The organism is Polyangiaceae bacterium, from assembly GCA_020633235.1.
Classification (GTDB): domain Bacteria; phylum Myxococcota_A; class Polyangia; order Polyangiales; family Polyangiaceae; genus JACKEA01.
This window is the reverse complement of the sequence record JACKEA010000002.1, coordinates 108,664-134,072: the sequence shown is the minus strand read 5'-3', so window position 1 is coordinate 134,072 and position 25,409 is coordinate 108,664. Positions and strand designations below refer to the sequence as shown.

Sequence of the window (25,409 nt, the reverse complement as noted above, 5' to 3'; positions counted from 1 at the left end):
GGTCTCGTGAGAGGCCACGGCGTCGAACTCGCCGCGCTGGAAGATGAGCACCACGATGGGCTCGGCCAGCGCTACGAACAGCGCCGTGGCGGCCAGCCCCACGAACAGCGCCAGCCGCATGCCGTAGGCGAAGGTCTTGGCCACTTCGTCGTGCTCGCCGCGGGCCACCAGCAGCGCCAAGCTCGGCAGCGTGGCCGTGGACAGCGCCATCACGAAGATGCCCTGAGGGAAGTCGCACAGCCGGAGGGCCCAGCCGAAATAGCTCTGGGCGCCCACGTCGAGCTCCGACAGGAAGCGCCGCGCCAGCACCACGTCGATGTAATAGACGCCGAGACCGATCAGCACGGGCCCCATGCGGCGCAGGGCCTCGCGCACCCCGGGGTGGCCGAAGGCCAGACGCGGCGCGGAGAAGTAGCCGATCTTCTTGAGGCTCGGCCACTGCGCCATCACCTGCAGGGCGCCGCCCACCAGGGCGCCCACGGCCATGGCCAAGATGCGCTCCTTGCCTTGGGCTCCGAGCCAGCCGGGCAGCACCAGGGCGCACACGATGAACGCCACGTTGAGCAGGCCCGGGGCGAAGGAGGTGACGACGAAGCGCTTGTGGACGTTCAGGGCGGCCACCCCCAAGGCCGCCGTGCCCATGAAGAAGATGTAGGGGAACACCCAGCGAGTGAGCTCGACGGTCCGTTCGTACTGGCCGGGCTGATCCTTGAAGCCCTCCGCGAACAAGCTCACCAGCTCCGGCGCGAACACCACGCCGGCGATGCTGACGGCGATCAAGAGCGTGAGGGACAGCCCCCGCAGAGCGCGGAACAGCTCCCGCGCCGCTTCTTCGCCCTCTTGCTCCCGAGTCTGGGTCAAGACCGGCAGCACGGCGTTCTGCACGGCGCCCTCCGCCAGCAGCTGCCGCAGCACGTTGGGGATGGTGAAGGCCACGAAGAAGGCGTCGGTGGCCCCCCGGGAGAAGATGGCGGCCAGCACCTGGTCCCGGCCCAGGCCCAGGATGCGGCTCATCAGGGTGCCGGCGGCCACGATGCCGGCGCGGCTGGTGATCCGCCGGCGCTCTTCGTCCCCTCGGCTGGGCTCGGCGGCCTGATCGCTCACCGCCCTGCTCTACTCCGCCCGCCCCCGAGCGGCCAAGCAGCTCGCTTTCAGGAACCGAACAGCTCTTCGTGCGCTTCGTTCAGGATCGCCTGAGACTCTGCCGGGGACAGCTCGAAAGCCCGCGCCAAGGCTTCGATGGCGGCGGCTTCGGAGTGCGCGACGTGATCGTCCACGAAGGCCACGCCGGCGGCGAGGCGAAACGCGAACGTACGGCCGTCTTCCGTGGTGATGCGCTGGCTCACGGCTTCCAGCCGGCTGCGCCAGCCGTCGCGGGCGAGCTTCTCGTTGAAGCGCTCGAGCACCGACTGCAGCTCGATGCCGCGGACCTCGTGCATGTCCACGATGGCTTGGAAGCTGGCCGACAGTTGCTCGGTCTCTTCGCGGCTGATGTTGCCATCCACTGCAGCCATCAAGAACATCGCTTCCAGCGTGGCCTCGAACTCCACCGCCTGCGCTTGCTCGGCGTCCGAGAGCAACTCTCCGGGTCGCAAGCTCTTCGCGTGCGCATGCGCCGCTTCCCCCGCCGTCACTCCCGTGGCCAGCTTTCGCAAACGAGCGTCGAGAACCATGGGTCGAGTGTACCAGCGGCCGTGGGCCGGCGCCTCGCTATTCGAAACCCATGTGCGTCTTGAGCGCGCGCTCGACAAGATCGAGGGCGATGGGTACGTCGGCTTCGGTGACGGCGCCGGCTTCGCCTCGGGTCGCGGCGAGGAGCCGCGTGCGCACGGCCCCAGGCAGTCGCCGCCGTGCACCACCACAAGCCCTGCACACCAGGCCGCCGCGTCCCTCGTCGACCATCGCGGCCTTGCCCTCCATGCAGGGTTTCCCGCAGGAAACGCAGCGTTCCAGATCGAGCCCCCAGCCCACGGCGGACAGCAGCCGGAGGCCGAGCTCCGTGAGGTGCACGCCTGCGGAACGCGTGTCATTCGCGTCGTCGAGACGATCCAGAAATTCCGAGAGCACTTCCCACGCTTCCGGTTCCGGCGTACGTGGTGGCGCTGCGCGGCGCACCCAACCGAGGGCACGTCCGGCGGCTTGCATCTTGTCCAGGTCGATGGCGAGACGCGTCCGCGGCACGTCGATGCTCGACTCGCGCAACACCGACAGCTCCGCTCGCGGACGATCGTCGAGGCGCACGCGCAGCGTGTGCATCGGTTCCAAGCTGCCGCCGAAGCGCTTCTGGCTCGCCCGCGCACCACGAGCCAGGGCGGACACACGGCCGAGCTCCTCGGTGAGCAGAGTGACGACCAGATCCGACTCGCCGTAGGCGACGCGCTTCAGAACGAGGGCGCGCGTCGTCGTCACGCCCAGAGCGACGACGGCGCGCGGCTCGAGAGCTCTTGCGGCATGTCGTCCCCGCGCGGCTTGAGCACGATGGACAGCGCGAGGGTGAACAAGATGAGCAGCAGCACGAAGGCGATGGCCACGCCGTAGCGGCGGCCGCGGGCGGGCTTCGTGGGGCTGGAAATGGGCAGCGGCGTGACCCACGCCACGCGGCGGCTGGCGGTGTAGCGCGCCAGCACCTCGTCCGGCGTGAGCCCTACGGCGACGGCGTAGGACTTGAGGAAGCCGCGCACGAACACTTCCCCCGGGAGCTCGTCGAAACGATCTCCCTCGATGCGTTCGACGCTGGACATGGGCACACGCGTGGCGCGCGAAATCTCTTCCACGCTCATGCGCCGCTCTTCCCTTTGGCGCCGAAGGAGTTGTCCCACCGTCTCCATCGAGGGGCCCAGCCTACTTGTTTTTCGCCTGCATGGAGCGGCATTCTTTCCCGGTCGCGCTCTTGTCATCCAGCTCCGCGCAGCGCTGGAAGTCGGCGCCGGCGTCGGCTGTGCGGCCGAGCTTCCCGAGGACGCGACCCCGCTCGAGGTACGCTTCTTGGAGCGACGAGCAACCCGCGGCCTGGGTGTCGACGGCGTTGGTGTACGCGTCGAGGGCCTCGGTGTACTGACCCTTGCGGGCGAGGGCGAGACCCAGGCGGTAGTTGCCGACGCAGAATAGGGGTTGAGCAGCGACGGAGCGCCGCAGGGCGTCGATGGCTTGATCCAGACGGCCCTGCTCCAAATAGGCCCAACCCAGGTTTCCCCAGGCATTTTCCGGGGTCTGGTACAGCATGTCGGCGGTCAGGGGCTTGAGGATCTGGATCGCCGCGTCGAGCTTCTTCTCGTGGATCAGCACCACCGCCAGCGTGTTCTTGGCCTCGCGAAAGTCCTTCTTCCGGTCGATGGCTAGGCGCGCGTACTTCTCGGCTTCCTCGAGGCGACAGTCCCCTTGGCCGGTGCTGCAGAACTCCAAGTACAGGAGGGCGACGAGATGCGTGGCGTCGGCGTTCTCGTCGTCCAGCTCCACCGCCTCGAGGGCGTGGCTGAGGGCTTGGCGCGGCCGCTGTTGCCGGAGCCAGAGGTCGCGGGCGATGTCGTACTCGCTCTCGCTCATGCGCACCGGGTCACCGCCCGCCGGTGTGTTGCTGCCCCGGCCACCTCCGCAGCCGAGGGTCGCGGTCATGATCCCAAGCGCTGCCAGGAGAATCCGCATCGACGCGGGGTGCCTACCGCACGCCGCGGCAATCGTCAATCAGCCGCCAGGTGTTCGAAATGCCAGGGGTTCCTACCCCCGGCGGTTGCGCGCCGGGGCTTCGTCCTCGGTCCCCGCCAACTGGTCTCGGAGGCCCAAGAGCCCGTACAGCTCGCGCAGGGCGTCGGCATCGGGGATCTCGATGCGCTCGTCCACGATGCGAACGTAGCCCGCGTCCCTCAGCTCCTGGACCGTGCGTTTCACGCTGTCGACGTCGAGCCCCACGCGAGTGGACAGCTCCATGGGGGACACCGCCAGCTCCACCGGGCCCACATCCGCGGCTCCGGCGGCCAAAGTCTGCTGGGCCAGCTTGGTCAGTGCCACCACCACCTTGGACTTGGAGTCCCGCACCATCAGGATCTCGATCTGGTCCTCGGCGTCCCGCAGGCGCCGCACCAGCTGCTGCAGCACTCGCATCCCCACCGCGGAGTTGCTGGTGAGCACGTGTTGGAAAGTGGCGTGATCGAGCGCCAGAGCCACGCCATCGGACAAGGCCACGGCGGTGGAGTTGCGATTCGCCCCCTGCAACAGCGCACTCTCACCGAACAGGTCGCCGGGCCGGAGCACGCGCAAGCTGCGCTCCACCGCGCCCACCTTCTTGATCAGGCGGACGCGACCTTCTTGTAGCAGGAAGGCCTCTCGGGCCACCTCGCCCTCCGTGAACAGCACCTCTCCCCCGGAAAAACGCCGGCCGAAACGCGCCAGAAGGCGGTCTTGCTGCTCGTCCGCGGAGGTGGCCATCGGCTGCGGATGGTAGTTCAGTGTGGCTCGAGAGGCGAGGGGGGCAGCTTCGGAAGCACCGCCCCCGCGTCCCGGGCATAGTGAGGCTCCGGGGCAGCACTGGCACTGCTGCCCAAGCGAGCCACCCACTCGGCGTGGGGTAGTCCGCCGAGGGCATCATTCCCTCCGGGAAGCTCCCGCGCGACGTCGCCGATCAACACCGCGTCGGCGCCGAGTCGACCTCGCGCGTCGGCGATGGCCGTGTCCCGAGGTAGCGCTTGGGGGGCGAGCAGCTCCTTGCCCTCGGCGTCGTAGCCGGCCACGAACACTTCTCCCCTGCGCGCGTCGAGCAGGGCCAGGCGCACCGCCCCATTCCCCGCAGCGGCCAGCGCCGCGAGCGATCCCACGCCAACGACGGGGATCCCGAGCCCCAGCCCCAAGCCCTGGCCCAGGGCGATCCCCACCCGAAGCCCGGTGAAGGACCCCGGGCCGATCCCCACCGCCACACGATGGACGTCATGTCGGGTCAGCTTTGCCTGAGCAAAGACCTCCTCGAGCAGGGGCAGGAGCCGCTCCGCGTGGGCGTTCAGGTCGCTGTGCTCGGCGCTGGCCAGCACGCGTCCGTCGTCGAGCAACGCGACGGAGCCCCGCCGACTCGACGTCTCGATGCCCAAAACTCGCATGGCTGGCGGCTCTAGCTCGAAATCGTCGGGTCGTCACCACGAGGGACTTGCAATCGTGACAAAACCGTCTAACTTCCGCGCACCCTCGTCGACGCCCTCGGGTTTCGGCGGCGGCGGTCGGGGCGTAGCGCAGTCTGGTTAGCGCACTTGACTGGGGGTCAAGGGGTCGGTGGTTCGAATCCACTCGCCCCGACCACTTTTGTATCTGGGGGTTGGTCCGCCGCGGAACCTCCGGTTCCGGCCGCGCGGGAAAATAGCGGGATTTGTGCACGCGGCAGCGTTTGCGGCGCGCCGCTGTTACACTCGTGTCATGAGGCAGCTCCCTCGTCTGCTGATCCTCGCTTGCTTCACCGCCTTCATCGTCGCGGCGTGCTCCATCGACTCCAAGGGCACGCTGACGGACTCACCGGACGGCAGCGTCGCCGCGGACGGCGGTGGTGGCTTCGGAGGAGTGAGCGGCGAGTGTTTCGTCGGCGCCAAGGTCTGCGACGGGAAATGCGTGTCCGAGTCGGATCCCGCCACCGGCTGCGGGCAGGGCGCGTGTGAGCCCTGCAACGCTCCCAACGCCGTTGCGAAATGCACCGGGGACCTGTGCGACCTCGGCGATTGTCAACCCGGGTTCGCGAACTGTAACGGCAACACCGGGGACGGCTGCGAGGTGGAGCTCGACACCAATCCCCTGAACTGCGGCGCCTGCGGCAATGACTGCACCGTCAAGGGGCCGACCTGGATCGTGTGTAAGGGCGGCGAGTGCAAGCAGTCGGACTGCCCGACCGGGGAGGCGGACTGCGATCAGGACGAGATCTGCGAAACGAACATCACGAACGACGTGAACAACTGCAAGCTGTGCGGCGTCCAGTGCAGCTTCGCCAACGCCGCGGCCAGCTGCGTGAACAGCAGTTGCACGATGGGCAGCTGCGACGCCGGCTACGCGGACTGCAACAACCAAGACATCGACGGCTGCGAGATCAACACGCAGACCGACACGGATAACTGCGGCGGGTGCAACACCCAGTGCCAATCGACGAACGCCGTCACCGAATGCAAGAACGGCAAGTGCAGTCCTTCGTGTGCCAACGGTTGGGGGGACTGCGACGGCAACCCGAACAACGGTTGCGAGACACCGCTCACCACCGTGAACGACTGCGGGGCCTGCCACACCAAGTGCACCGCGGCGCCAGCCGGAGGCACGGCGGCGTGCCAGGGCAGCTGCACGTTCACCTGCGGGGGTGGCCTCACCAAGTGTGGCAACGCTTGTCGAAACCTCACGAACGACGTCAACAACTGCAACGCCTGCGGCAACAAGTGCCCTGCGGCGCCGGCCGGCGGAACCGCCGTGTGCCAGAACGGAAGCTGCACCTTCACCTGCGGTGGCGGGCTCACCAAGTGCGGCAATGCCTGCATCAACACCAGCGGGAATGACGTCAACAACTGCGGCGGCTGCGGCACGAAGTGCACTGCGGCGCCGCCCGGGGGCACCCCCGCATGTGCCAGCGGCAGCTGTACCTTCACCTGCGGCGGCGGCCTGACGAAGTGCGGCAACGCCTGCATCGACACCAACGGTAGCGACGTCAACAACTGCGGCGGCTGCGGGACGCAGTGCACCACGACCGTTCAGAACGCCACGCCGGCGTGCTCCAGCGGAACGTGTACCTTCACCTGTAACAGCGGGCTCACCAAGTGCGGCAACGCATGCTTCGACGTGCAGACCGATCCCAACCACTGCGGCTCGTGTCCCAACGTGTGCAACCCCGCGCACGTGGAGACCACGGAGTGCAAGAGTGGGAGCTGTGACTACACTACGTGCTCCACCGGGTACGACGATTGTGACAGCAATCGCACGAACGGGTGCGAGACCACCCTGGGCACGGATCAGAACTGCCTGTCTTGTGGCGATCAGTGCACGGGCGGAAAGCACTGCAAGAGCAACGGCTGCCACTACAACTGAGCGCGCCCGGCGCGGCGTGGTATTCTATCGGCTCGCGGGAACCGAACCTTTCCTTGGAGGAGCCGATGAAGCTGCGTCGACTTTTGGGAACACTTGGATATGTAACGACGGGGCTGGTGCTCGGCGGAGTCGTCACCAGCGCATGCTCCGGAAGTGACGGCGGGGGCAACACGGCATCGAACTTCGGGGGGAGTGGCAACGGCAGCGGAAGTGGAGGCGGGGGCGTCGGGGGAGGCGCCGCGGACAGCGGCACGTCGGGGAACGGCGGCAGCGCGGCGGCCATCAACCTCGACGGTGGACCCAAGGATTCCGGCATCAACGCGGACGCAGCCTGCGATTTGCAGGTGTACGAAGCGAAGCTCGAGAAGAAGCCCGTCGACGTGGTCTTCATCATCGACAACTCGTGCAGCATGAGCAACGAGATCACCAACGTCGAGAACAACATCAGCACGAACTTCGCTCAGATCATCGGCGCCTCCGGAGTGGACTACCGCGTGATCATGATCGCGGAGCAGGGCCCGAACTCGCAGCAGTCGATCTGCATCGGAGCGCCGCTCGGTGGCTCCACTTGTCCCATCGCTGCCAACCAGCCGCCGGTGAACAACCCGCCGCTCTTCTTCCACTACGACAACAACGACGTCGAGAGTCACGACTCGCTGTGCAAGATGATCGACTGGTACGACAAGCCCGACCGCTACAACCTCGCCCCCGGCGGCTGGAAGGATTGGCTCCGGCAAGACGCTCTGAAGGCGTTCGTGGAAGTGACGGACGACGGCATCTCGTGCACCCGTGGCTCTTGGAGCTACAACGACTCCGACAACGTCAACACGGGGCAGACCGCGGCGCAGCAGTTCGACGCCGACCTCTTGGCGCGGGATCCGGCGCAGTTCGGCACCGCGGCGGAGCGGAACTACATCTGGTACAGCATTGTTGGGCTCGGAGCCAAGCCCAATCCGGCGGAGCCGTACCTGCCGACGGACGCCGTCACCACCAGCAAGTGCAGCACCGCGCCGGGGCCGGGCACCGGCTACCAGTGGCTCAGCAACATGACCGGCGGGCTCAAATTCCCGGTGTGCGAAGGCAACGGCTTCGACGTCGTGTTCCAGGAGATCGCCAAGGGCGTGATCAAGGGCGCCACCTTGGCCTGCGAGTTCGCCATGCCCGAGCCACCCACCGGTCAGGAGCTCGATCCGGACACGCTCACCATCGAGTTCACGCCGCAGGGCGGCAGCAAGCAGACCTTCACCAAGGTCGGCAGCGCGGCCGAGTGCAAGGCCGGCGCATTCTACGTGGACGTCGACAAGGTCAAGCTGTGTCCGGAGACCTGCACCACGGTGCAGAACAACGACAACGCCACGCTCCAGGTCCTCGCTCTGTGCAAGAGCCAGGGCCCCGCCTGATTCAGTCCAGGCCGGAGAGCGCGCGATTCAACGTGGCCTCCACGAACTGGGGGGTCACGTCGAGTCGGCGCGCGGCGTCGATCAGCACTTCGACCTCCGCTTGGTGAAGCTCGTTGTCGGCGAGGGCCACGACCACCAAGTCCTCGATGATCTTCAGCCGACGATTGGGCGAGAGCTTGAGGCTGAGCTCGCGCCCGAGCTCCCCGAGCCGCGCGGCGTGCTCTTCGGCGGAGAGCGCCGCGAGCTTCTCCTTGGCTTGGGTCACGCCCCGCTTGCCCACCAAGCGTCCAAGGGCCTTCTTCTCTCCCCGAGCCACGGTGCCGTCCGCCAGGGCCACGTCCATCCCAGCGAGGGCGAGGTACTCCTGAACCAAGGGCGCGACGGGTGAAGCGTCGCCGAGAAAGCTCGGGTCCATCAGACGCATGATCTCGCGCACCTCTCGCTCCAGCTCCGCCTCCGTGAGCGCCTTGCCGCTCTTGCCCAAGAGCTGATGAAAGGCGACGTCGCTGCCGCGGCGCCCCAGCAGATCGTGGTAGGTCTTGGATCGGCTGAAGGCGTCCAGCGCCTTGATCCGAAGCGGGCTGTAGGGGTGCGTGGAGAACCAGTCCTGCTCGCTCGACTCCATGGCGTCGGCGGCCACCGCCGCGAACTGCGTCGCGCACTCCTCGGCGTGACGCAGGTAGGATTGGCTCGAGAGCCCGCTGGTGAGCTTGAAGAAGGCGCGCACGGCGGTGTCGAAATCGTCGCAACACAAGAGCCCAACGCGATCCGCCGATAGCTCCGCGTAGCGCATCCAGGCGCACAGCCGGGCCAGGTGGATGGGCGCCAAGGTCTCGTCCTCCACCAGCTGTTCCGGGGATAGCCGGAAGTGGTCGAACAGCGCGTGTCCGAGCTCGTGTCCGAACACGAAGCGGAGCTCGCCGCCATCCAGGCGCTCGAGCCCTTCACTGGTGATGCCGAGCAGCACCACGCCCCCTTCCGGCGGCACCACGAACGCGTTGATCTCGCGCTCGGACACGCAATAAAGCTCGATGGGGACCTCGATGCCCAGCGTACGGATCACGTCCTCGAGGGCTTGGTAGGCCTCCGGCGCGAGGGTGGGGGAGAGCCGCAGCGCCGAGAGCAAGAGCTGACGGCGGGCCGCGAGCACGCGCTTTGGATCGCGGTCTTCGATGACGCGTCGAAAGCGCGCGTCTTTCATCAGCGCTTCGCGCATCTCCACCTCTCCGTCGAAGACGATGCGGTCGAGGTCGAGGCGGGCGGGAAGGCGGCTCGTCATGCTCCGCAGGCTGTCGAGGGTGCGAGGGCGCGTCAACGCGCGTGGCGCGAAATGCTCCTATACTGTGCGACGTGGAGTTTCACGACTTTGCCCGCCAGCCGGACCAGCAGCTGGACGTCGGCCTGGGCGCCCTGTTGATCGCCAAGGACGCCTACCCGTCGCTGGACCTGGCGTTGGAGCAGGCACGTCTCGACGCGCTCGGCCTGGGGCCGGGGGCGCTTCGGGAGCTGCCGCCGCTTTCGCAGGCCCGCGTGCTCAGCGAGCACCTGTATGGCGAGCTCGGATTTCGCGGCAACGACAGCGACTACTACGACCCACGAAACTCCTACCTGAACGACGTGATGGAGCGTCGCGTGGGTATCCCCATCACGTTGGCCGTCATCTATCAGGACGTCGCGCGGCGTGCCGGCGTGAGCGCCAGCGGGGTGAACTTTCCGGGGCACTTCTTGCTGCGCATCGACGCCCCGGACCACGCGCCGCTGTTCATCGATCCGTTCCACGGCGGCGGCGTTCTCGATCGCGACGCCCTGTTCCGCCTGTGGGCGGAAGTGACGGGTGGCAAGGCAGAGGTGGACGACAAGGTGCTTCGCGCGACGTCGTCTCGGCAGACCTTGGTTCGCATGTTGATGAACCTCCGCGCCATCTACGCCACGCGCGGCGACTACCGGGCGCTGTACCTGGTGCTCGACCGCATCGTCGAGCTGGCGCCGGACTCCGCGTCGGAGGTTCGGGACCGCGGCCTCTTGGCGGCGAAGCTCGGGGCACCGCGTGCGGCCCTCGAAGACTTGGCGCTCTACCTCAGCATGGCCCCCCAGGCCGGTGACGTGGCGGAGGTGCGCCGCATCGTGGACGCCATCGAGGGCAAGATCGGCCCCGAGAACTGAACGGGCCAGGTTCCGCGGCCCGCGGTCGATGATATAAAGCCGTCCCTCCCCGGCTCTGACATGCGTTTCGCCATCGTCGTCGCACCCTCGAAAAAGCAGACTCGACGCTCTTCCGCGGTCAGCGCGGAGCTCCTCGCAGAGCGTCTCGCAGAAGCGGATGCCCACTTCCAAGTCGAGTGGGTCGAGCCCGGCGCGGGAGCGCTGGCCCGTTTCACGGATGCCCTCGCAGCGCGAGCGGACAAGTCCGGCCAGCTGCTCGTGCTGTATTCCGGTCGTGCCCGGGTGGACGACGAAGGTCGCGTGCTGCTGGCCCCAGGCCGGACCAAGGGCGGCATCAATCTGGCGGCCCTCCGCAAGCGGGTGGCGGCGGACGGCGCGGATGGTCTCTTCCTGCTCGATCTGATGCACCCGCCGGACGAGGACGACCCCACGGCTTCGGCCACCTTCACGGCGGCGGTGCGGGACGCGGTCCGACCCAAGAAGAGCGGCGTGGGCCTGATGGTGACGGCACGGCCGGAGCCTACCGACTCCGACGGCGGCCCATCGCCCTTCGCTCGGGCGCTGCTCGCCGCGCTGGAGGCGTCCACCAAGAAGCTGTCCAAGCACGGCATGGTGACCGCGTCCGCGGTGTACGAGGCCATGCGCGCGGACGCGGATCGCTTTCACGCCCTCGCCGCCGCCGGCGCGTTCCGCGGTGCGCGGGAGTTCCCGCTCCTGGTGCAGCCCAGCGTGGTGATCGGCGATCCGGCGAGCATCCCGCCCCCGCCGCCATCGCACGACGACGAGAGCGTGCGCCCCCCGGCGGGCTCCATCCCCGACGACGCACCGGAGCCGTGGCGGGTGGGAGACGCCCACCGCGCCGCCGACCGCTTCGACGAAGCCATCGGCGAATACAAGCGCGCCCTGCTCATGCTGGGCCGCTCGAGCCCCGAGCGCGCGGATCTCTACCACCGCATCGCTCAGTGCAAGCGCGCCCTCGGGAGCGACAGCGAGGCGGTGCACAACTTGGACAAGGCCTTGGGAGTCGACCCGCTGCACCGCCGCGCGCTGGAAGAGGCGCGGGAGCTGCTCGTGGCGCAGGAGGACTTCCGCCGCCTGGACGAGCTGTATCGCCGCCGCGTCGAGGCTACCGCAGAGCCGCGGGACAAGATCGCCGATCTGGCTGCCATCGCCCGCATGTGGCTCGACGAAGCCAAGGACCCGAAGCCCGCGATCTCCGCTCTGGAGCGCTGGCTGTCGATCTCGGAAGACCGTGTGGCATTGGAGCTCTTGGTGCGAGCCGAGGACGCCCTCGGGCAGCACGCTCGCGCGATCGCCACTCGCCAGCGATTGGCCAAGGTACTGGGGGACGCGAAGGAAGCCGCAGAGGTGTTGGTCGCCGCCGCGCGTATCGCGCGGGACGAGCTCGAGGGTGGCGCCGAAGCAGTGTCCCTCGCGCGGGAGGCGCTCGGGCGCGATCCCTCCGCGCTGGCTGCCCTCGAGATCGCCGCGGGCGTGCTCGGCGTCGCGCGCCGCTGGCGTGAGCTCGCCGAGCTGTACGAGAGCGTGTTGGAGCGCACCACCGACGATCATCTCGCCTGGGACCTGGCCAAGAAGCTCGGCGTCTTGTTTCGCGACGAGCTGGACGACGCCGAGGGCGCGAAGCGCGCGTTCTCCCTGGCCACCGAGCGTGGCCCGGAGGACGTCGAGGTGCACGAGTGGCTCGCCGAGCTGTACGAGGCGGAGCGCGACTACACCCGCGCCGCGCGGGTGCTGCGGGCCGCGGTGCGGCTCACGCCGCGGACTGCGCCGCTCGTGCAGCGCACGCTGTGGTGCTTCGAGAAGACCGGCGAGACGGACTCCGCCTGGAGCGCTGCGTGCCTGCTCGATCACCTGGGCGAGGCAGACATCAACGAGTCCTTGCTGGCGGATACCCATCGCCCGGAAGGGCTCATCGCCGCGCGCGCGTCGATCCATGGCGAGGTGTGGGAAAAGGATCTGCTCAGCAAGGATCGCGACGACGAGCTGGAACGACTGCTGTCCACGGTTCGCGAGGTGGCGCACCGGGTGCGGCTCTCGGATCTGGAAAAGGCCGGCAAGGTGCCGCGCCTCGACGACGCCTCCCGCTACGATCCCGCGGGCACCACCACGCTGGCCCGCAGCCTGAGCTGGACCTGTCGCCTGCTCGGGATGGAGGTCCCCGCCCTGTACGTGGAGGCAAACGTCCCCGGCCAGCTCGTCGCATTGCCCATGCTCGAGCCGGTGGTGATGGCGGACAAGGCCCTCGGCAGCGGGCTCAGCTTGCCGGAGCTCGCCTTCTTGTGGGCTCGGGCCCTCAGCGTGTTTCGTCCCGAGTACTCCCTGCGCCGCGTGATCCACTCGCTCCCGGACATGGCGCGCTTGGTGCTGGCGGCGCTGTCCGTGGGTGGTGCCGTGGAGGGCGACTCGGTGGACGGCCACACCCGCGCTCTGAGCCAAGCCCTCGACGACGAGCTCGACGAGACGGCCCACGAAACCTTGGCGGAGATCGCCAGCGACTTCGACACCCGCGGAGCGCGGGCGCGCATCGAGCGTTGGCTCCACCGCGCCGATCGCATCGCCGGCCGCCTGGGTCTGGTGGCGTGCGGCGATCTGCACATGGCCGCGGAAATCTGCGAACGCTTCCCGCTGGCCACGTCCAGCGTGGACGAGCAGCTCGACGATCTGTTCGCCTTCGCGCTGTCGGAAGAGCACGCCGACATTCGCCGTCGCCTCGGCGTGTCGGTCAAAGGTTGAGCGCGACGGGCATCGCGCCGCACCAACAATAGAAGCCGCCCCAGACGGATCTTCAATTTTGTCGCTGCGCCGCGGAAACCCGCGGCCGCGCGCTCACTGCTTTTGACAGCTGTACTCGCCGACCAGGTACAGCGAGCGCTGGCACTGCACGGTGACGTCGCCGACCTTGGGCACGGAGTAACGGTAGGTGTGCCACAGCGGGTTCTTCGCCATCTCGCGGATCTTGGCGTCGCACTTGTCCTGACCGGAGCAGGCCAGATCCTCCGACATGCGGATCACCTCGGTGTTGTCGCCGTACACGTTCATGAAACCGAGCACGGTGACGCCGATGAGGCACAAGGAGATGATGGGGCGAACGATGCGGCGTGCTTCGGCCATCAGCCCGCGACCTCGAGCTCGAAGAACGGTTGGTCGCGTTCCTTGCTCCACCACAAGCCGCAGCCCACGCTCACCAAGTGCTTGCTCAGGATGCCGCGGTAGTAGGAGCCGTTGCGCACGTGGATGTCGGTGTCCGTGCGGGTGGTGTCGCAGCGCTCGCGCAGGTCGCCGCGGGTGGTCACTTCCACGTACACCAGACCGCGGGACATCGCGGCGATGTTCGCGATGGCGGGCGCCACGTCCGGATCTGGAAGGTACTGCAAGACCCCCTGGCAGATGATCAGGTCGTACTTCTTCCGGTCTCGCCAGCGCGCGATGTCGCGATGCAAGTAGCCGTGCTTCTTGCACATGACCTGACTGACCTCGGTGCCGGTGTAGGCAGTGCCCTTGGCGTTCTTTTGGACCCACTGCTTCCAGAGACCGATGCCGGCGCCGATGTCGAGAACGGCCTTCAGCTCCACGTGGTTGTAGCGCGCGAAGGAAAACACGAAGTTCGCGAGGTGATCGTGCTCTTCCGGAGCGATGACGCGGGTCTTCGGGTTCTCGTAGAACCGGTGGTAGTAGGCATCGTCGAAACGCCGGAAGCGATCCATGGCGGGAGTCTACCCGAAGCGCCGCGTTCACGAACGCCGGCCTCGCGCGGCCGTCGGCCGCCGGGCCGAAGCGACTGCGCTCCACCACCAGCGGATAATTGCGCTAATCTGCCATCGTGGCGCGTTCTCTACTCTTCGCATCTTTGGGCGCGGCAGCACTGCTCGCCGCTGGCATCACTCCGAGCTGCGGCGGCAACGCCGACGTGGTGGAAAAGACCGGGATCGGCGGCAGCTCCGGAACCGCGGGGGACGCGAGCACCGGTGGTAGCGGCGGCACCGGCGCGGTGATCGACATCGACTCCGGCACGGACGCCTCGGACGCCGGCGCCGATGCCTGCGACGGCTGCGAGCCGCTGCCCGGCTGTGGCGACGGCGTCGTGGATCCGGGCGAAGCTTGCGACGACGGAAACTCCGTGAGCGGCGACGGCTGCACCGCTGCTTGCGATGCCATCGAGCAGGACTTCGCGTGTCCGGAGCCCGGCAAGCCCTGCGTCTCCACCGTGAAGTGCGGCGACGCAAAGATCACCGGTAGCGAGACCTGCGACGACGGTAACGCCACCGCGGGCGACGGCTGCGGTGCGGACTGCAAGGTGGAGGCCGGCTACAAGTGCCCGACGCTGGGCGTGAAGTGCGAGGCGGCGCAGTGCGGCGATTCGATCGTGGCGGGCGCCGAGCAGTGCGACGACGGCAACGCCGCGCCGGGTGACGGCTGCAGCGACACCTGCGTCTTGGAGAAGGGATGGGCGTGCCCCACGCCGGGGCAGCCCTGCGAAAAGACGGTGTGCGGCGACGGCGTGGCCGAAGGCACGGAGCAATGTGACGACGGCAACAACGACTTGGGCGACGGCTGCACGCCGTTCTGCGTGAACGAGCCCAACTGCTCCGCCGGCGCTTGCACCAGCACCTGCGGCGACGGCTTGAAGCTGCCAGGGGACAACGAAGAGTGCGAGGACGGCAATACCCTTCCTGGCGATGGCTGCTCGCCCACGTGCAAGGTGGAGCCCGGCTACAAGTGCACCGACGTGACCACCGAACCGAACACGCTGCTCTTGCCCATCGTGATCCGCGACTTCAAGGCCAAGGGCACCAGCGGTGGGCACCCGGACTTCGAAGCTTACCTGGGCACCGACAAGGGCATCGTGAAGGCGACGCTCGGCAGCGACGGCAAGCCGGTGTACGCGCCGGCCAGCGGCGGCACCCCCACCACCACTGGAAAGGGCGCCTTCGACCAGTGGTACCGCGACACCGCGGGCGTGAACCAGACCGTGCTGCAGACGCTGACGTTGAACAAGATCGCCGGAGGAGTGTTCCAGTACAACAACGGAAACTTCTTTCCCATCGACGGCCAGCTGTTCGGCAATCAGGGCAACAGCCACAACTTCCACTTCACCAGCGAGGTCCGCTACTGGTTCGAGTACAAGGGCGGAGAGAAGCTCGACTTCACGGGGGACGACGACGTGTTCACCTTCGTGAACAAGCAGCTCGCCATCGATTTGGGCGGCGTGCATGGCGCGCAGTCTGCGAGCATCACGCTGGACGCGGCCGCGGCGACCACCTTCGGCCTCACCGTGGGCAAGGTGTACGAGATCGTCGTGTTCCAGGCGGAGCGCCACACTACGCAGTCGAACTACAAGCTCACCCTCTCCGGCTTCGCGAACGCGACCAGTACCTGCGCCAGCGTGTGTGGCGACGGCGTGAAGACCCCCGACGAGCAGTGTGACGACAAGGTGCTCGCCGGAGGCTACGGGCAGTGTGGGCCCGGCTGCGTGTTCGGCGACTACTGTGGCGATGGCACGGTGCAGAGCAGCGAAGGGGAGGAGTGCGACGACGGCGTGAACCTCACGCCCTACGGCACCTCCGGATGTGCCCCGGGCTGCAAGCTGCCGGCGTTCTGCGGAGACAACAGCGTGCAGAGCCTGTTCGGCGAGCAGTGCGACGACGGCGTGAACGACGGCGGCTACGGCGAGTGCGCCCCGGGCTGCAAGCTCGGTCCCCGTTGTGGCGATAAGGTCATCCAGGCCGGCGAAGGTTGCGACGACGGCAACACCAAGAGCGGCGACGGGTGTAGCTCCAAGTGCCAGGTCGAGGGACCTCGCTGAACGCAGGTCCAGGGGGTGTTGGTCCGGCGCGAGCCCCGTCGCGCCTCCGAAACCGGCCAGCCGTTCTTTGTGGTCTGACGCCCCCAAACTCCTGAAAAACGCGGGTTCTTCCCAACTTTTAGAAAGTTTTCGATGCGACCGGGGGCGGGCTGGGCCATCGATCATGGGCGGCGCACGAGTGCGTCATCGGAATGCCTACGTGGAGAAGGTGAACATGAGAAGCGTTCCCGTTATCGGGGCCACCCTTATTCTGTCCCTATTCGGAGCAGCTGCGGCCTGCAGCGCCTCCGGCACGGAAAAGAAGATCTACGTCCAGGGCGGTGGCGGCGGCGGCAATGTCGGCAACACCGGCGGCGCCGCGGGCACCACCGGGACCGGAGGCATCCAGAACGACGGCGGCGGCATCGTCGACTCGGGGTCGAACGACTCCGCGCTGAGCCCGGACAGCGCCTGCGCCGCCGAGACGGCGGAGGCCAAGCCCGTTCCGGTGAACATGTACCTGATGCTCGACCGGTCGGGATCGATGAGCGGCAAGTGGGGCGCGGCGACGTCTGCCATCTCCACCTTCGTCTCGGATCCTGCCGCCGCTGGCCTGCGCGTCGCGCTCGCCTACTTCCCGACGGATCAAGACGACTGCGATCCGCTCTCCTATTCCACGCCTCAAGTCCCCCTTGGAGAGCTGACCAAGGATCCGGCGCCGGCGGACGCCCAGGAGCAGAAGCTCTCGGCGTCGCTTTCTGCCACCGGCGTCACGGGGCTCACGCCGATGTTCCCCGCCTGGGTCGGCACCTTGGGATACTGCACCAGCGTCGCGAAGAAGCACCCGAAGGAGAAGGTCATCGCGGTGCTGCTGACGGACGGCAGCCCCACGGGGTGTGATTCCAAGACCAACACCATCGACCAGATCGCGGCGCTGGCGGCTTCGGCCTACGCCGACACACCGCCGATCGTCACCTTCGCGATTGGCCTCGAGGGCTCCCAAGAAGCGGAGATCAAGCAGGTCGCCCAGGCCGGCGGCGGTCAGGCGTTCTTCATCGGCAGCTCGAACCTGCAGGCCGATCTGCAGCAGAAGCTGAACGAGATCGCCGGCGGCGAGCTGTCCTGCGAATACCTCTTGCCGGAGACCGGCAAGAACGGTGACCCCACGGATCCGGGCAAGGTGAACGTCGTCTACTACGGCGGCGGCGGCTCGAACCAAGAGCTCGTGAAGGTGAAGGACGCAGCGTCCTGCACGCTGAACGGCTGGTACTACGACGACAACCAGAACCCGACCCGCATCTACCTGTGCCCGGCCACGTGCTCGTCGGTGCAGAACGACTCGGGGGCGAAGGTTCAAGTGCTCCTCGGCTGTGAGACGAAGGTGCCTCGATGACGCGCATCGGATTTCTTGGAGGCAAGATGAACAAGGCGAAGTGGCTCGGACTCTCTGCGGTTTCTGCTCTGGTGCTCGCCAACGCGTGCGCCCAAGGGCAAGACGAAACTCAGATCATCTACCTTGGACCTGACGGTTCTACGGCCGGAACCGGTGGCGTCGCTGGTAGCGCCGGCACCGGCGGCAAGGGAGGCACGGGGGGCACGGCAGCCACGGGCGGAACGGGTGGCACGGCCGCAACCGGCGGCACCGGGGGCACGGCGGCCACGGGCGGCACCGCTGGCAGCGCCGGCGCGGATGCGGGCTCGGACTCGAGCACCGGCGGCGCGGGCGGCGCCACGGATGCAGGCTCGGACGCTCCGGACTACGACGCCAGCGGCCCCTGCACTCCAAACACGATCCAAGAGAAGCCGTGCGGCGCTTGCGGGACCAGCGCGCGGCTGTGCGACACCACCGGCACGTGGCTCGAATGGAGCGCCTGCAGCGGTGAAACCGGCGAATGTACGCCCGGCACGCAGACCACGGAAGCCTGCGGCAAGTGCGGCACCATCACCTACTTCTGCTCGGCGTCTTGTGTGTACTTGCCGGGGCCCTGCGAGAACGAGGGCATCTGTAGCCCCGGTGAGCTGAACGTCTCCAACGCTTCGTGCCCGACGGGCCAGGTGCGCACGTCGGCGTGCACCAACACCTGCACCGCCGGCAACTGGACGCCCTGCAGCACCAGCTACACCTGGCAGAAGATGGCGGACTCGCCACTGACAGAACGCCGAGAGTCCTCGTCGTTCTGGAATGGGAGCATGTGGATCGTCGCTGGTGGATATGGCTCGCCGAGCCCCTATTACAAGAGCGACGCGGCCATGTTCGATCCGGCCAACAACACCTGGACCGCATTGCCGGCGTGGCCGAGTTCTTTTGACGGTCGCGAGCGGCCTGCCCTAGGCGGCAATGCGACGAAGACCGTCATCTGGGGCGGCTACGCGAGCGGTGCAGCCGGAGACGGCATCGTCTTCGATGTGACGACTCAGACTTGGTCGACGATGTCGACGACCAGCTCTCCAGGACCGCGATATGACATGGCCTACGCGTGGGATGGGACGGCCCAGAAGCTCATCGTGTTCGGGGGGCGGTCGTCCTCCACGAGCTATCAGAACAACCTGCATTCCTACGATCCCGCAACGGATACCTGGGTCGAGTTGCCGCAGTCGCCCCTCACCGGACGCGTCCAGACGCAGTTTGCTTGGGACAAGGATCGTCGCTGGCTCTACATCTGGGGGGGCTACAGCGGCAGCTACTTGAACGACGGCGCCATCTACGACGCTGACGCGAACAAGTGGCGGGCATTGCCCCCAGTGCCCTCTACGTTCGACGCACGTCGGGAAGGCGGCGCAGCTGTCGCCAGCGACAAGTTCGTCGTCTTCGGTGGCTATGGATCGAGTCCGACGAACAAGGGCGACGGGATCATGTTCGACCCGGTGACCAATCAGTGGACGATGTTGCCGACGCCGCCGCTTGACGAGCGGTACGAGGTGGTTGCTGCGAGCGATGGCCAGCGGGTGGCGTTCTGGGGCGGTGAGCAAGGGTCAGTTGAGAAGGGCGATGGTGCGATCTTCGACCCAGCAAACATGAAGTGGCAGGGCATGAGCGAAGGCACCTTGGTTCAGAGCCCTGAACCTCGCTATTACGCGATGGGCGATTGGACGCCGCAAGGGATCATCGTGTGGGGTGGCTACGGCACGACGTATCTGGGTGATGGCAAGATCTACAAGCCGTGACGAGCGACACGAAAGGGAGAGCGACAATGCGTAAGCTGGTAATCGGAACGCTCGTTGGGTGGACGCTGGTCAGCCTCTCGGCCTGCGGCGGTGGAGACGACAGCACGGGCCTCGGCGGTAGCGGCGGGGCCACCAAGGACGGCGGCAGCGACGCTTCCGGTGGTCTCGGCGGTGGCGGCACTGGTGGTGGTGGCACCGGCGGTGGCGGCACCGGCGGCATCGGTGGCGGCGGGACGGGCGGTGGTGGCACCGGCGGCGTCGCCGGCGCCACCGGTGGTACCGCTGGTCAAGCGGGGTCGGCGGGCGCTTCGGGCTCGGCCGGTCAGGCGGGCGCCGGCGGCGGTACCGCCGGCGCCGGCGGCACCGCGGGCAGCGCGGGCGGCGGCGGCACGGCGGGCTCGGCCGGTTCGTCGGGCAGCGCCGGGACCGGCGGTATCGTAGATGCTGGCTGGGACGCCACCGGCAGCAGCAACAGTTGCTGCGGCCCGGCGACCACCCCGGGCTGTAACGATCCGTCCATCGAGCAGTGCGTCTGCTCCAAGGACGGCGCCTGCTGTTACAGCGCGTGGGACGCGATCTGCGTCAACGAGGTCAAGAAGTACAACTGCAACGGCTGTCTCTGTATTGACAAGTGCAGTGGTGCGGGTGCGACCAAGTGCGTGGGCGACGAGGTTCAAGAGTGCGCGATGCAATCCACGGGCTGCCTCGATTGGCAGACCGACACGGTGTGTCCCACAGGGGAAGTCTGCATGGACGGCTCGGCAGGAGCCGCTTGCGCGCCTCCCCCGCCGTCCGCTGAGAACTGCTCCGAGGCATTCCCCCTCCAGTCGGGCACGAACTCGATCGCTTGGACAGCGTCCGTTGCGGACTACCTCACTTCGCCGACTTCGTGCCAACCAAGTTTTGCAAACTTGGATGGGCCAGATCTGGTCCTGAAGTACGTGCCAGCTACGACCAGCACCGTGACCATGTCCTTCGCGAAGCCCACCGACACGCGCTGGGTGGCGATCGTATCTGACGCCGCGTGCGGTACCACCACGGAGACAGCGTGCGCGTCCGAGTGGGCGGCATCCACGATGGACCTCACGTTTTTAGGGACCGCAGGAACCACCTACTACATCTACGTGCGCGATACCGATTCAGGCACAAGTCCATTGGATAACCCTCTGGGCGTTACGGTTACGGAAACATGAAACCGGTTCAAATGCACTGAGGCTCGGGACGTGAACGAGCCGCCGAGCGTGCTCGCCGTGGAGCCGGTGGACGCTCGATAGCCTGAGTCGGGGCGGTTGAATCCATGTGACCATCTGGCGGATCCGCGGAACCAGACGTGACGTGTCTCAGGCTCGAATGGTTGGGCGGTAGACTCCGAGCCGCGTCGCCACCGCAGCGGCGGAGGCGAGGCGGCGCGCCGCGCGACCGCGGAGGGGGAGCGGCTCCGGCGCGAGCCCTTCGCGGGCTACGAGCTCGTCCAGCGTGCCGGAGCGCTGCCCGGTGACGCTGCCGTAGGTGCCCTTCAGCACCAGGCCGCCCGTCGTGAGCCGGACGCGGTTCATCACGTCGAGGGTGCTCTGGTTCCAAGCGGCCAAGAGGTCGTCGGGGCGAAGAAACGATCGCCAGTCGCGGGCCAGGGACTCCGGCGCTAGGGCGCTCGTGAAGTCCGCCGTGGTGAGCTGCATGTGCGCGAGGTGTTTTTCGCTCGGTGGCAGCGAAGGTTGGCCCAGGCGTTCGAAGAGCTCCCCGCTGGCAACGCGAAGGGCGACGAGCTGCACGATCTCCCGCGCCTCGCGCGGGGCCTCGTAACCCGGCCGCAGCGTTTCCGCGTAGGCGACCACCAAGTGCTCGAAGTCTTCGGCCAGCGCGCGCGGGAGCGCGCGGTGGTCGTCGCTCCGGCGCTTGCGCTTCGGGCGCGCGCCCTGCCGTGCTTCGATGTACTCGATCTGCGTGTCGATCATGTGATCGAAGGTACGGATCAGCTCGGCGATGCCCGGCGTGCTCGGCTCGAGCAAGGCGAGGGCCTGGGCTACGGCCTCCACCGTGGAGATGCTGTCCCGCGTGGGCTCACGGCGGATGCGATAGCGGCTGGGCTCGGCGGGACGCAGCCGATAGCGCGGCAACCCGCGCAGCCAAGGGAGGTCGCGATACAGCGTGCGCGCGTGGTGCCAGGTGCCGTCGAGCACGACGAGCTGCGTGGGGACCGGGCCGCTTGCCGTGCCGAGCTCGACGGCGTCCGCGGCGGGGTAGAGCAGGCCGGCGCCGGGCAAGAGCCAGCCGGGCGGTGACGCGAGGGCGCCGCGGAAGGCGACCTCGATGTGCACGCGCTGCAGCGACAAATCCAGGATACGAGCGGTACCAATCGGGTGGAACCGCTCCCGGGGATGTTGCACCACGGCGATGGGCGTTCGGTTCTCGACGCGGCGGATGGTGGCGCACACGCAGGTGACGCGCGGCTTGTGGCAGCGATAGCAGCGCTCCCGGGGTGAGGGCGCCGGAACGACGAGGCTCACCGCTTGTCCTTGTCCTTGCCCTTGCCCTTGCCGTGACCGTTGCCCTTGCCGTTGTTGCTGGGCGGGGGCGTGGCGGTGGTGACGGGGCGGGTCGGAGCCACGGCAGCGGCGGGGGCCGGCGCGGTTGCGGCCTGAGTCGCAGTGGGCCGCGGCGTGGGTGTGGGCGCCGGGGTGGTTGCAGGGGCGGCTGCCTTGCTCGTCGCCTTGGGGGTAGCGGTGTGGGTGACCGGAGCTTGGGGCGCCTCGGCGGCGGCTTCGCTCTCGGTTTCCGTGGACGCGCCGGGGGGCGGGGCGCTCAGGGCGGGCGCAGCGATGGGAGCGTTGCTCGGGCTCGGGGTGGCGACGGAGCTGTCGCTGTCCATGATCTCGTCGCCGAAGTTGTAGATGAGCAACGCAACGGCGCCGATGCCCAACACCACCAGCAGCCCCACACCGAGTAGCAGTATGGGCAGCAGCGCGGAGCGCTTGGGCTCGGCCGGTGGTGGAACCGAGCCGGCGGCGGGGGGAGTGGCCATGCTCTGCGGGCCCAGGCTGCTGGGACCGAGAGACGCCGGGCCCATGCTCGCGGGGCCGTAGCTGGAAGACAGGCTCATGGCGCCGGGCGCGGTGACGGCCATGGCGGCGTAGGCAGGTTGGCTCACGCTCACCGGCGCGACCATGTCCACCCGCGTGGGCTCGTCTCGCTTGGTCTGCACCCCTTGGCCGACGGCGTAGGGTGGCGGCTGACCGCGCATCGCCGCGCGCACGTCGGCCTGCATGGTGCGGGCATCCGGGTAGCGAGCGTCCTTGGAAAACGCCAGCGAGAGATCGACGATCGCGCACACGTCGCGGGGAATGTCCGGGGCCACGGAAGCCAGCGGCGGCGCGGGCTGGGTGGCCATCGCCATCAAGAGCTCTGCTTCGCTGTCGGCTTCGTGCACCTTGCGCTTGGCCAAGATGCGAAACGCCGTGGCGCCCAGCGCAAAGACGTCCACGCGACCGTCCAACTGGGCGCGGCGTCCGAGGGCTTGCTCCGGCGCCATGTAGGGCAGGGTGCCGAGCGCCAAGCCCGTACGCGTCTTGAAGTCTCCCGGCACGTCGTCGAGCATGCGCGCGAGACCGAAGTCCAGCACCTCCACGCGGCCGTCACTGCACACGAACAGATTGTCGGGCTTGATGTCACGGTGGATGATGCCTTGCTCGTGGGCGCGAGCCAGGACGTCCAGCACTTGATCGAGGACGTTCAACATCTCGGCGACGGAGATGCCGCCCAGGCGCTTGGCACGCTCCGACAGGGGCTCGCCCTCGAGCAGCTCCATGACCAGGTAGGCTTCGTCGTCGCTGCCGTGCTCGAGCATGGCAACGGCGCCCACGTGATCCACGCGATTGGCAACGTAGGCCTCGCGCAGGAAGCGCTCGCGCACGTCGCGCCGGAGGGCCATCTCCGGATGGAGGATCTTGACCGCCGCGCCCTGACCGCCTGGACCGGTAGCTGCATACACGGCGGCCATGCCCCCCGTGCCGAGCAATCGCTCCAGCCTCCATTTGCCGCCGATGACCTTGCCGATCCGGCGTGCGGCGACTTCGTCCTCGGTCTCCATGGCGAAAAGCGAGCGCGGGGCTCCCAGCCCGTGCCCCCACCCATAGCGCGGCCGGGCCCCGGCAACCAGGCTCATGCCGAGGAAAGGCACTGATCCGCCGGGCCTTCGACTATGATGGCGCCATGACGCCGAGCGAAAAGAACATCGTCAAGTCGCTGGTTGCGGTGGCCTGGGCCGACGGCAAGGTGGAGGCCCCGGAGGAGCACGTGATCGAGGGGCTGCTCGCGGGCTTCGACGCCACCGACGAAGAGGCGGACGAGCTCATGAGTTACGCCAAGACGCGCCGCACGCTCGACAAGGACCTCCCGCTCCAGGACTTGAGCACGGACGACCGGGAGCTGTTGCTCGCCAACGCGGCGCTCTTGACCCACGCGGACGGAGAGCAGAGCGACAGCGAGAAGAAGTTGCTCGACAAGCTGATCGAGATCCTGGAAATCGAGCCCGAGGAAGCCGACGCCATTTTGGACTCCGTGAAGGACGGCGCGCTCACGCTCGGAAGCAACGTGCTCGAAGACGCTTGATGCTCGACAAGAACGAACGCCAGTTCTTCGCGGGGTCCGATCCCAACCCGGTGATCCAGGGCATCAGCGGGACGCTGTACCAGGCCGGCATCGTGCTGACCCAGACCGGGCCCAACACCTGGGCGGGCCGCGGCAACGTGGCGAGCTACGGCATGGTGCCCAAGGTCGCCGTCAGCGTGATGCCCATGCAGGGCGGCTTCTTCGTGGACGCCCGCATCGGTCCGGACTTCGAGAGCAACGGACTCATCATCTTTCTCGTGGCCTGGCTGTTCTTCTTCCCCCTTGCCATCGTGCTGGGCGTGATGGGCTATCAGGACTGGCAGACGCGGCATCAGCAGCTCTCGGGGGTGCTGTGGTCGAGCGTCGGACATCTGATCACGGCGCCTCCGGCGCCGCAGTGGGGCGGGGGCGCGATGGCGCCGGGGCCCTGGGGCGGAGGTCAGGCGTGAGCGTCTTCCGCGACGGCATCCTGGAAGGGAAAGTGGCGCTGATCACCGGTGGCGGTAGTGGCATAGGCGCCGGTATCGCCAAGACCCTGGCTCGTCAGGGGGCGCGCGTGGTGCTCGTCGGCCGTACCCAGGAGAAGCTCGAGGCCACGGCCGCGGAGATCGACGGGCCGTCGCTGTGCGTGGCCTTGGACGTTCGGGACTACGACGCCCTGGCCGGCGCCGTGGACAAGACCACCACGGAGCTCGGTCAGCTCGACATCTTGGTGAACTCCGCCGCGGGGAACTTCCTCGCGCCCGCGGCCGGGCTGTCGGCCAACGGATTTCGCGCGGTCATCGACATCGATCTGGTCGGCACCTTCAACGCCTGTCGCGCGAGCTTCCAAGCACTGTCCCGTACTCGGGGCGCGGTGCTCAGCGTCACGGCAACACAGGCCTTCATCCCGACGCCGCTCCAATGCCATGCCGGCGCTGCGAAGGCCGGCATCGAGAAGCTCACGCGAGACCTCGCCCTGGAGTGGGGCTCGGTCGGCGTTCGGGTGAACGCCATCGCGCCGGGCCCCATCGCCGGCACGGAGGGCATGCGCCGCTTGGCTCCCCCCGGGGAAGACAAGAACGCCCTCGAGCGCAGCATGCCGATCGGGCGCTTCGGCACCATCGACGAGATCGCGGAAGCGGCGCTGTTCTTGCTGTCCCCGGCGGCGGGCTTCATCACCGGCACCACGCTGCTGGTGGACGGTGGCCAATCCCTGCTCGGCGCGGGGCCGTTCCTGAAGTTGATGGAGGGCTGAG

20 protein-coding genes, 1 tRNA gene and 2 pseudogenes are annotated in these 25,409 nt (G+C 67.8%); 12 read left to right on the top strand and 11 right to left on the bottom strand.

Annotation, left to right across the window (positions count from 1 at the left end):
* Positions 1–1,151: 1,151 nt before the first annotated feature.
* The 6 genes from H6717_11175 to tsaB form a co-directional block, all read right to left on the bottom strand.
* Positions 1,152–1,673, bottom strand: coding sequence for a TerB family tellurite resistance protein (locus tag H6717_11175; protein MCB9577572.1), 522 nt, complete (start codon positions 1,671–1,673; stop codon positions 1,152–1,154).
* 37 nt (positions 1,674–1,710) lie between these two features.
* Positions 1,711–2,415: a DNA repair protein RecO gene (recO, locus tag H6717_11170; GenBank protein ID MCB9577571.1), complete on the bottom strand. Its 705-nt coding sequence runs from the start codon at positions 2,413–2,415 to the stop codon at positions 1,711–1,713.
* Positions 2,406–2,828, bottom strand: coding sequence for a helix-turn-helix domain-containing protein (locus tag H6717_11165; GenBank protein ID MCB9577570.1), 423 nt, complete (start codon positions 2,826–2,828; stop codon positions 2,406–2,408). Before H6717_11165 ends, recO begins: the two co-directional genes overlap by 10 nt.
* 13 nt (positions 2,829–2,841) lie before the next feature.
* Complete coding sequence (locus H6717_11160) at positions 2,842–3,612, bottom strand: tetratricopeptide repeat protein (GenBank protein ID MCB9577569.1); 771 nt, start codon at positions 3,610–3,612, stop codon at positions 2,842–2,844.
* Positions 3,613–3,714: 102 nt separating this feature from the next.
* Positions 3,715–4,422, bottom strand: a complete 708-nt coding sequence (locus tag H6717_11155) for a Crp/Fnr family transcriptional regulator (protein ID MCB9577568.1) — start codon at positions 4,420–4,422, stop codon at positions 3,715–3,717.
* Between the two features lie 17 nt (positions 4,423–4,439).
* Positions 4,440–5,084 carry a tRNA (adenosine(37)-N6)-threonylcarbamoyltransferase complex dimerization subunit type 1 TsaB gene (gene tsaB / locus H6717_11150; GenBank protein MCB9577567.1) on the bottom strand — a complete coding sequence of 215 codons (645 nt, stop codon included), beginning with the start codon at positions 5,082–5,084 and terminating at the stop codon, positions 4,440–4,442.
* A gap of 118 nt (positions 5,085–5,202) precedes the next feature.
* Here tsaB and H6717_11145 point away from each other — a divergent pair.
* The 3 genes from H6717_11145 (at position 5,203) to H6717_11135 (ending at position 8,432) form a co-directional block, all read left to right on the top strand.
* Positions 5,203–5,280: transfer RNA gene (locus H6717_11145), tRNA-Pro, on the top strand.
* Positions 5,281–5,394: 114 nt separating this feature from the next.
* Positions 5,395–7,032: a hypothetical protein gene (locus tag H6717_11140; protein ID MCB9577566.1), complete on the top strand. Its 1,638-nt coding sequence runs from the start codon at positions 5,395–5,397 to the stop codon at positions 7,030–7,032.
* A gap of 65 nt (positions 7,033–7,097) precedes the next feature.
* A complete protein-coding gene (locus H6717_11135; protein MCB9577565.1) occupies positions 7,098–8,432 on the top strand; it encodes a hypothetical protein in 1,335 nt (444 codons plus the stop codon).
* 1 nt (position 8,433) lies between these two features.
* Here the strand turns inward: H6717_11135 and H6717_11130 are convergent, their stop codons facing one another.
* Positions 8,434–9,711: a M48 family metalloprotease gene (locus H6717_11130; GenBank protein ID MCB9577564.1), complete on the bottom strand. Its 1,278-nt coding sequence runs from the start codon at positions 9,709–9,711 to the stop codon at positions 8,434–8,436.
* A 71-nt stretch (positions 9,712–9,782) separates the two neighbouring features.
* On the opposite strand from H6717_11130, the gene H6717_11125 reads away from it, so the two are divergent.
* Positions 9,783–10,595, top strand: coding sequence for a tetratricopeptide repeat protein (locus H6717_11125; protein MCB9577563.1), 813 nt, complete (start codon positions 9,783–9,785; stop codon positions 10,593–10,595).
* Positions 10,596–10,655: 60 nt separating this feature from the next.
* Entirely contained in the window at positions 10,656–13,349 is a 2,694-nt protein-coding gene (locus H6717_11120; protein ID MCB9577562.1) for a hypothetical protein, read from the top strand.
* Positions 13,350–13,442: 93 nt separating this feature from the next.
* On the opposite strand, the gene H6717_11115 is transcribed toward H6717_11120, so the two are convergent.
* Together H6717_11115 and H6717_11110 are read right to left on the bottom strand one after the other, a co-directional pair.
* Positions 13,443–13,727: a hypothetical protein gene (locus H6717_11115; GenBank protein MCB9577561.1), complete on the bottom strand. Its 285-nt coding sequence runs from the start codon at positions 13,725–13,727 to the stop codon at positions 13,443–13,445.
* Positions 13,727–14,320: a class I SAM-dependent methyltransferase gene (locus H6717_11110; GenBank protein ID MCB9577560.1), complete on the bottom strand. Its 594-nt coding sequence runs from the start codon at positions 14,318–14,320 to the stop codon at positions 13,727–13,729. The genes H6717_11115 and H6717_11110 overlap by 1 nt, the downstream gene beginning before the upstream one ends.
* A gap of 353 nt (positions 14,321–14,673) precedes the next feature.
* Here H6717_11110 and H6717_11105 point away from each other — a divergent pair.
* From H6717_11105 to H6717_11090, 4 genes and pseudogenes are all read left to right on the top strand, one after another.
* Positions 14,674–16,158 (top strand): annotated as a pseudogene (locus H6717_11105) (DUF4215 domain-containing protein).
* Positions 16,159–16,633: 475 nt separating this feature from the next.
* The gene (locus H6717_11100) at positions 16,634–17,791 is read left to right on the top strand and encodes a VWA domain-containing protein (GenBank protein ID MCB9577559.1); all 1,158 of its coding nucleotides are present in this window, start codon (positions 16,634–16,636) and stop codon (positions 17,789–17,791) included.
* Complete coding sequence (locus H6717_11095; GenBank protein MCB9577558.1) at positions 17,788–19,563, top strand: hypothetical protein; 1,776 nt, start codon at positions 17,788–17,790, stop codon at positions 19,561–19,563. The genes H6717_11100 and H6717_11095 overlap by 4 nt, the downstream gene beginning before the upstream one ends.
* A 26-nt stretch (positions 19,564–19,589) precedes the next feature.
* Positions 19,590–20,756 carry a hypothetical protein gene (locus H6717_11090; protein MCB9577557.1) on the top strand — a complete coding sequence of 389 codons (1,167 nt, stop codon included), beginning with the start codon at positions 19,590–19,592 and terminating at the stop codon, positions 20,754–20,756.
* A 147-nt stretch (positions 20,757–20,903) separates the two neighbouring features.
* Here H6717_11090 and H6717_11085 read toward each other — a convergent pair whose 3' ends face one another.
* Positions 20,904–22,070 carry a DTW domain-containing protein gene (locus tag H6717_11085; GenBank protein ID MCB9577556.1) on the bottom strand — a complete coding sequence of 389 codons (1,167 nt, stop codon included), beginning with the start codon at positions 22,068–22,070 and terminating at the stop codon, positions 20,904–20,906.
* A gap of 707 nt (positions 22,071–22,777) precedes the next feature.
* Positions 22,778–23,650: pseudogene (locus H6717_11080) on the bottom strand (serine/threonine protein kinase).
* 122 nt (positions 23,651–23,772) lie between these two features.
* On the opposite strand from H6717_11080, the gene H6717_11075 reads away from it, so the two are divergent.
* From H6717_11075 to H6717_11065, 3 genes are read left to right on the top strand one after another with little or no spacing between them, the layout of a single operon-like run.
* Entirely contained in the window at positions 23,773–24,171 is a 399-nt protein-coding gene (locus H6717_11075; GenBank protein MCB9577555.1) for a TerB family tellurite resistance protein, read from the top strand.
* Positions 24,171–24,620, top strand: a complete 450-nt coding sequence (locus H6717_11070; protein MCB9577554.1) for a hypothetical protein — start codon at positions 24,171–24,173, stop codon at positions 24,618–24,620. The genes H6717_11075 and H6717_11070 overlap by 1 nt, the downstream gene beginning before the upstream one ends.
* Entirely contained in the window at positions 24,617–25,408 is a 792-nt protein-coding gene (locus H6717_11065) for an SDR family oxidoreductase (protein ID MCB9577553.1), read from the top strand. The genes H6717_11070 and H6717_11065 overlap by 4 nt, the downstream gene beginning before the upstream one ends.
* The last annotated feature ends 1 nt before the right edge of the window (position 25,409 follow it).

Excerpts from the sequence above, each read along its gene's own strand:
- H6717_11130 (MCB9577564.1), bottom strand. The coding sequence starts at position 9,711 with ATGACGAGCCGCCTTCCCGCCCGCCTCGACCTCGACCGCATCGTCTTC.
- H6717_11090 (MCB9577557.1), top strand. The coding sequence starts at position 19,590 with ATGCGTAAGCTGGTAATCGGAACGCTCGTTGGGTGGACGCTGGTCAGC.
- H6717_11175 (MCB9577572.1), bottom strand. The coding sequence starts at position 1,673 with ATGGTTCTCGACGCTCGTTTGCGAAAGCTGGCCACGGGAGTGACGGCG.
- H6717_11135 (MCB9577565.1), top strand. The coding sequence starts at position 7,098 with ATGAAGCTGCGTCGACTTTTGGGAACACTTGGATATGTAACGACGGGG.
- H6717_11070 (MCB9577554.1), top strand. The coding sequence starts at position 24,171 with ATGCTCGACAAGAACGAACGCCAGTTCTTCGCGGGGTCCGATCCCAAC.
- H6717_11095 (MCB9577558.1), top strand. The coding sequence starts at position 17,788 with ATGACGCGCATCGGATTTCTTGGAGGCAAGATGAACAAGGCGAAGTGG.
- H6717_11100 (MCB9577559.1), top strand. The coding sequence starts at position 16,634 with ATGAGAAGCGTTCCCGTTATCGGGGCCACCCTTATTCTGTCCCTATTC.
- H6717_11160 (MCB9577569.1), bottom strand. The coding sequence starts at position 3,612 with ATGACCGCGACCCTCGGCTGCGGAGGTGGCCGGGGCAGCAACACACCG.
- H6717_11115 (MCB9577561.1), bottom strand. The coding sequence starts at position 13,727 with ATGGCCGAAGCACGCCGCATCGTTCGCCCCATCATCTCCTTGTGCCTC.
- H6717_11075 (MCB9577555.1), top strand. The coding sequence starts at position 23,773 with ATGACGCCGAGCGAAAAGAACATCGTCAAGTCGCTGGTTGCGGTGGCC.
- tsaB (MCB9577567.1), bottom strand. The coding sequence starts at position 5,084 with ATGCGAGTTTTGGGCATCGAGACGTCGAGTCGGCGGGGCTCCGTCGCG.
- H6717_11120 (MCB9577562.1), top strand. The coding sequence starts at position 10,656 with ATGCGTTTCGCCATCGTCGTCGCACCCTCGAAAAAGCAGACTCGACGC.
- H6717_11140 (MCB9577566.1), top strand. The coding sequence starts at position 5,395 with ATGAGGCAGCTCCCTCGTCTGCTGATCCTCGCTTGCTTCACCGCCTTC.
- H6717_11165 (MCB9577570.1), bottom strand. The coding sequence starts at position 2,828 with ATGGAGACGGTGGGACAACTCCTTCGGCGCCAAAGGGAAGAGCGGCGC.
- H6717_11155 (MCB9577568.1), bottom strand. The coding sequence starts at position 4,422 with ATGGCCACCTCCGCGGACGAGCAGCAAGACCGCCTTCTGGCGCGTTTC.
- H6717_11110 (MCB9577560.1), bottom strand. The coding sequence starts at position 14,320 with ATGGATCGCTTCCGGCGTTTCGACGATGCCTACTACCACCGGTTCTAC.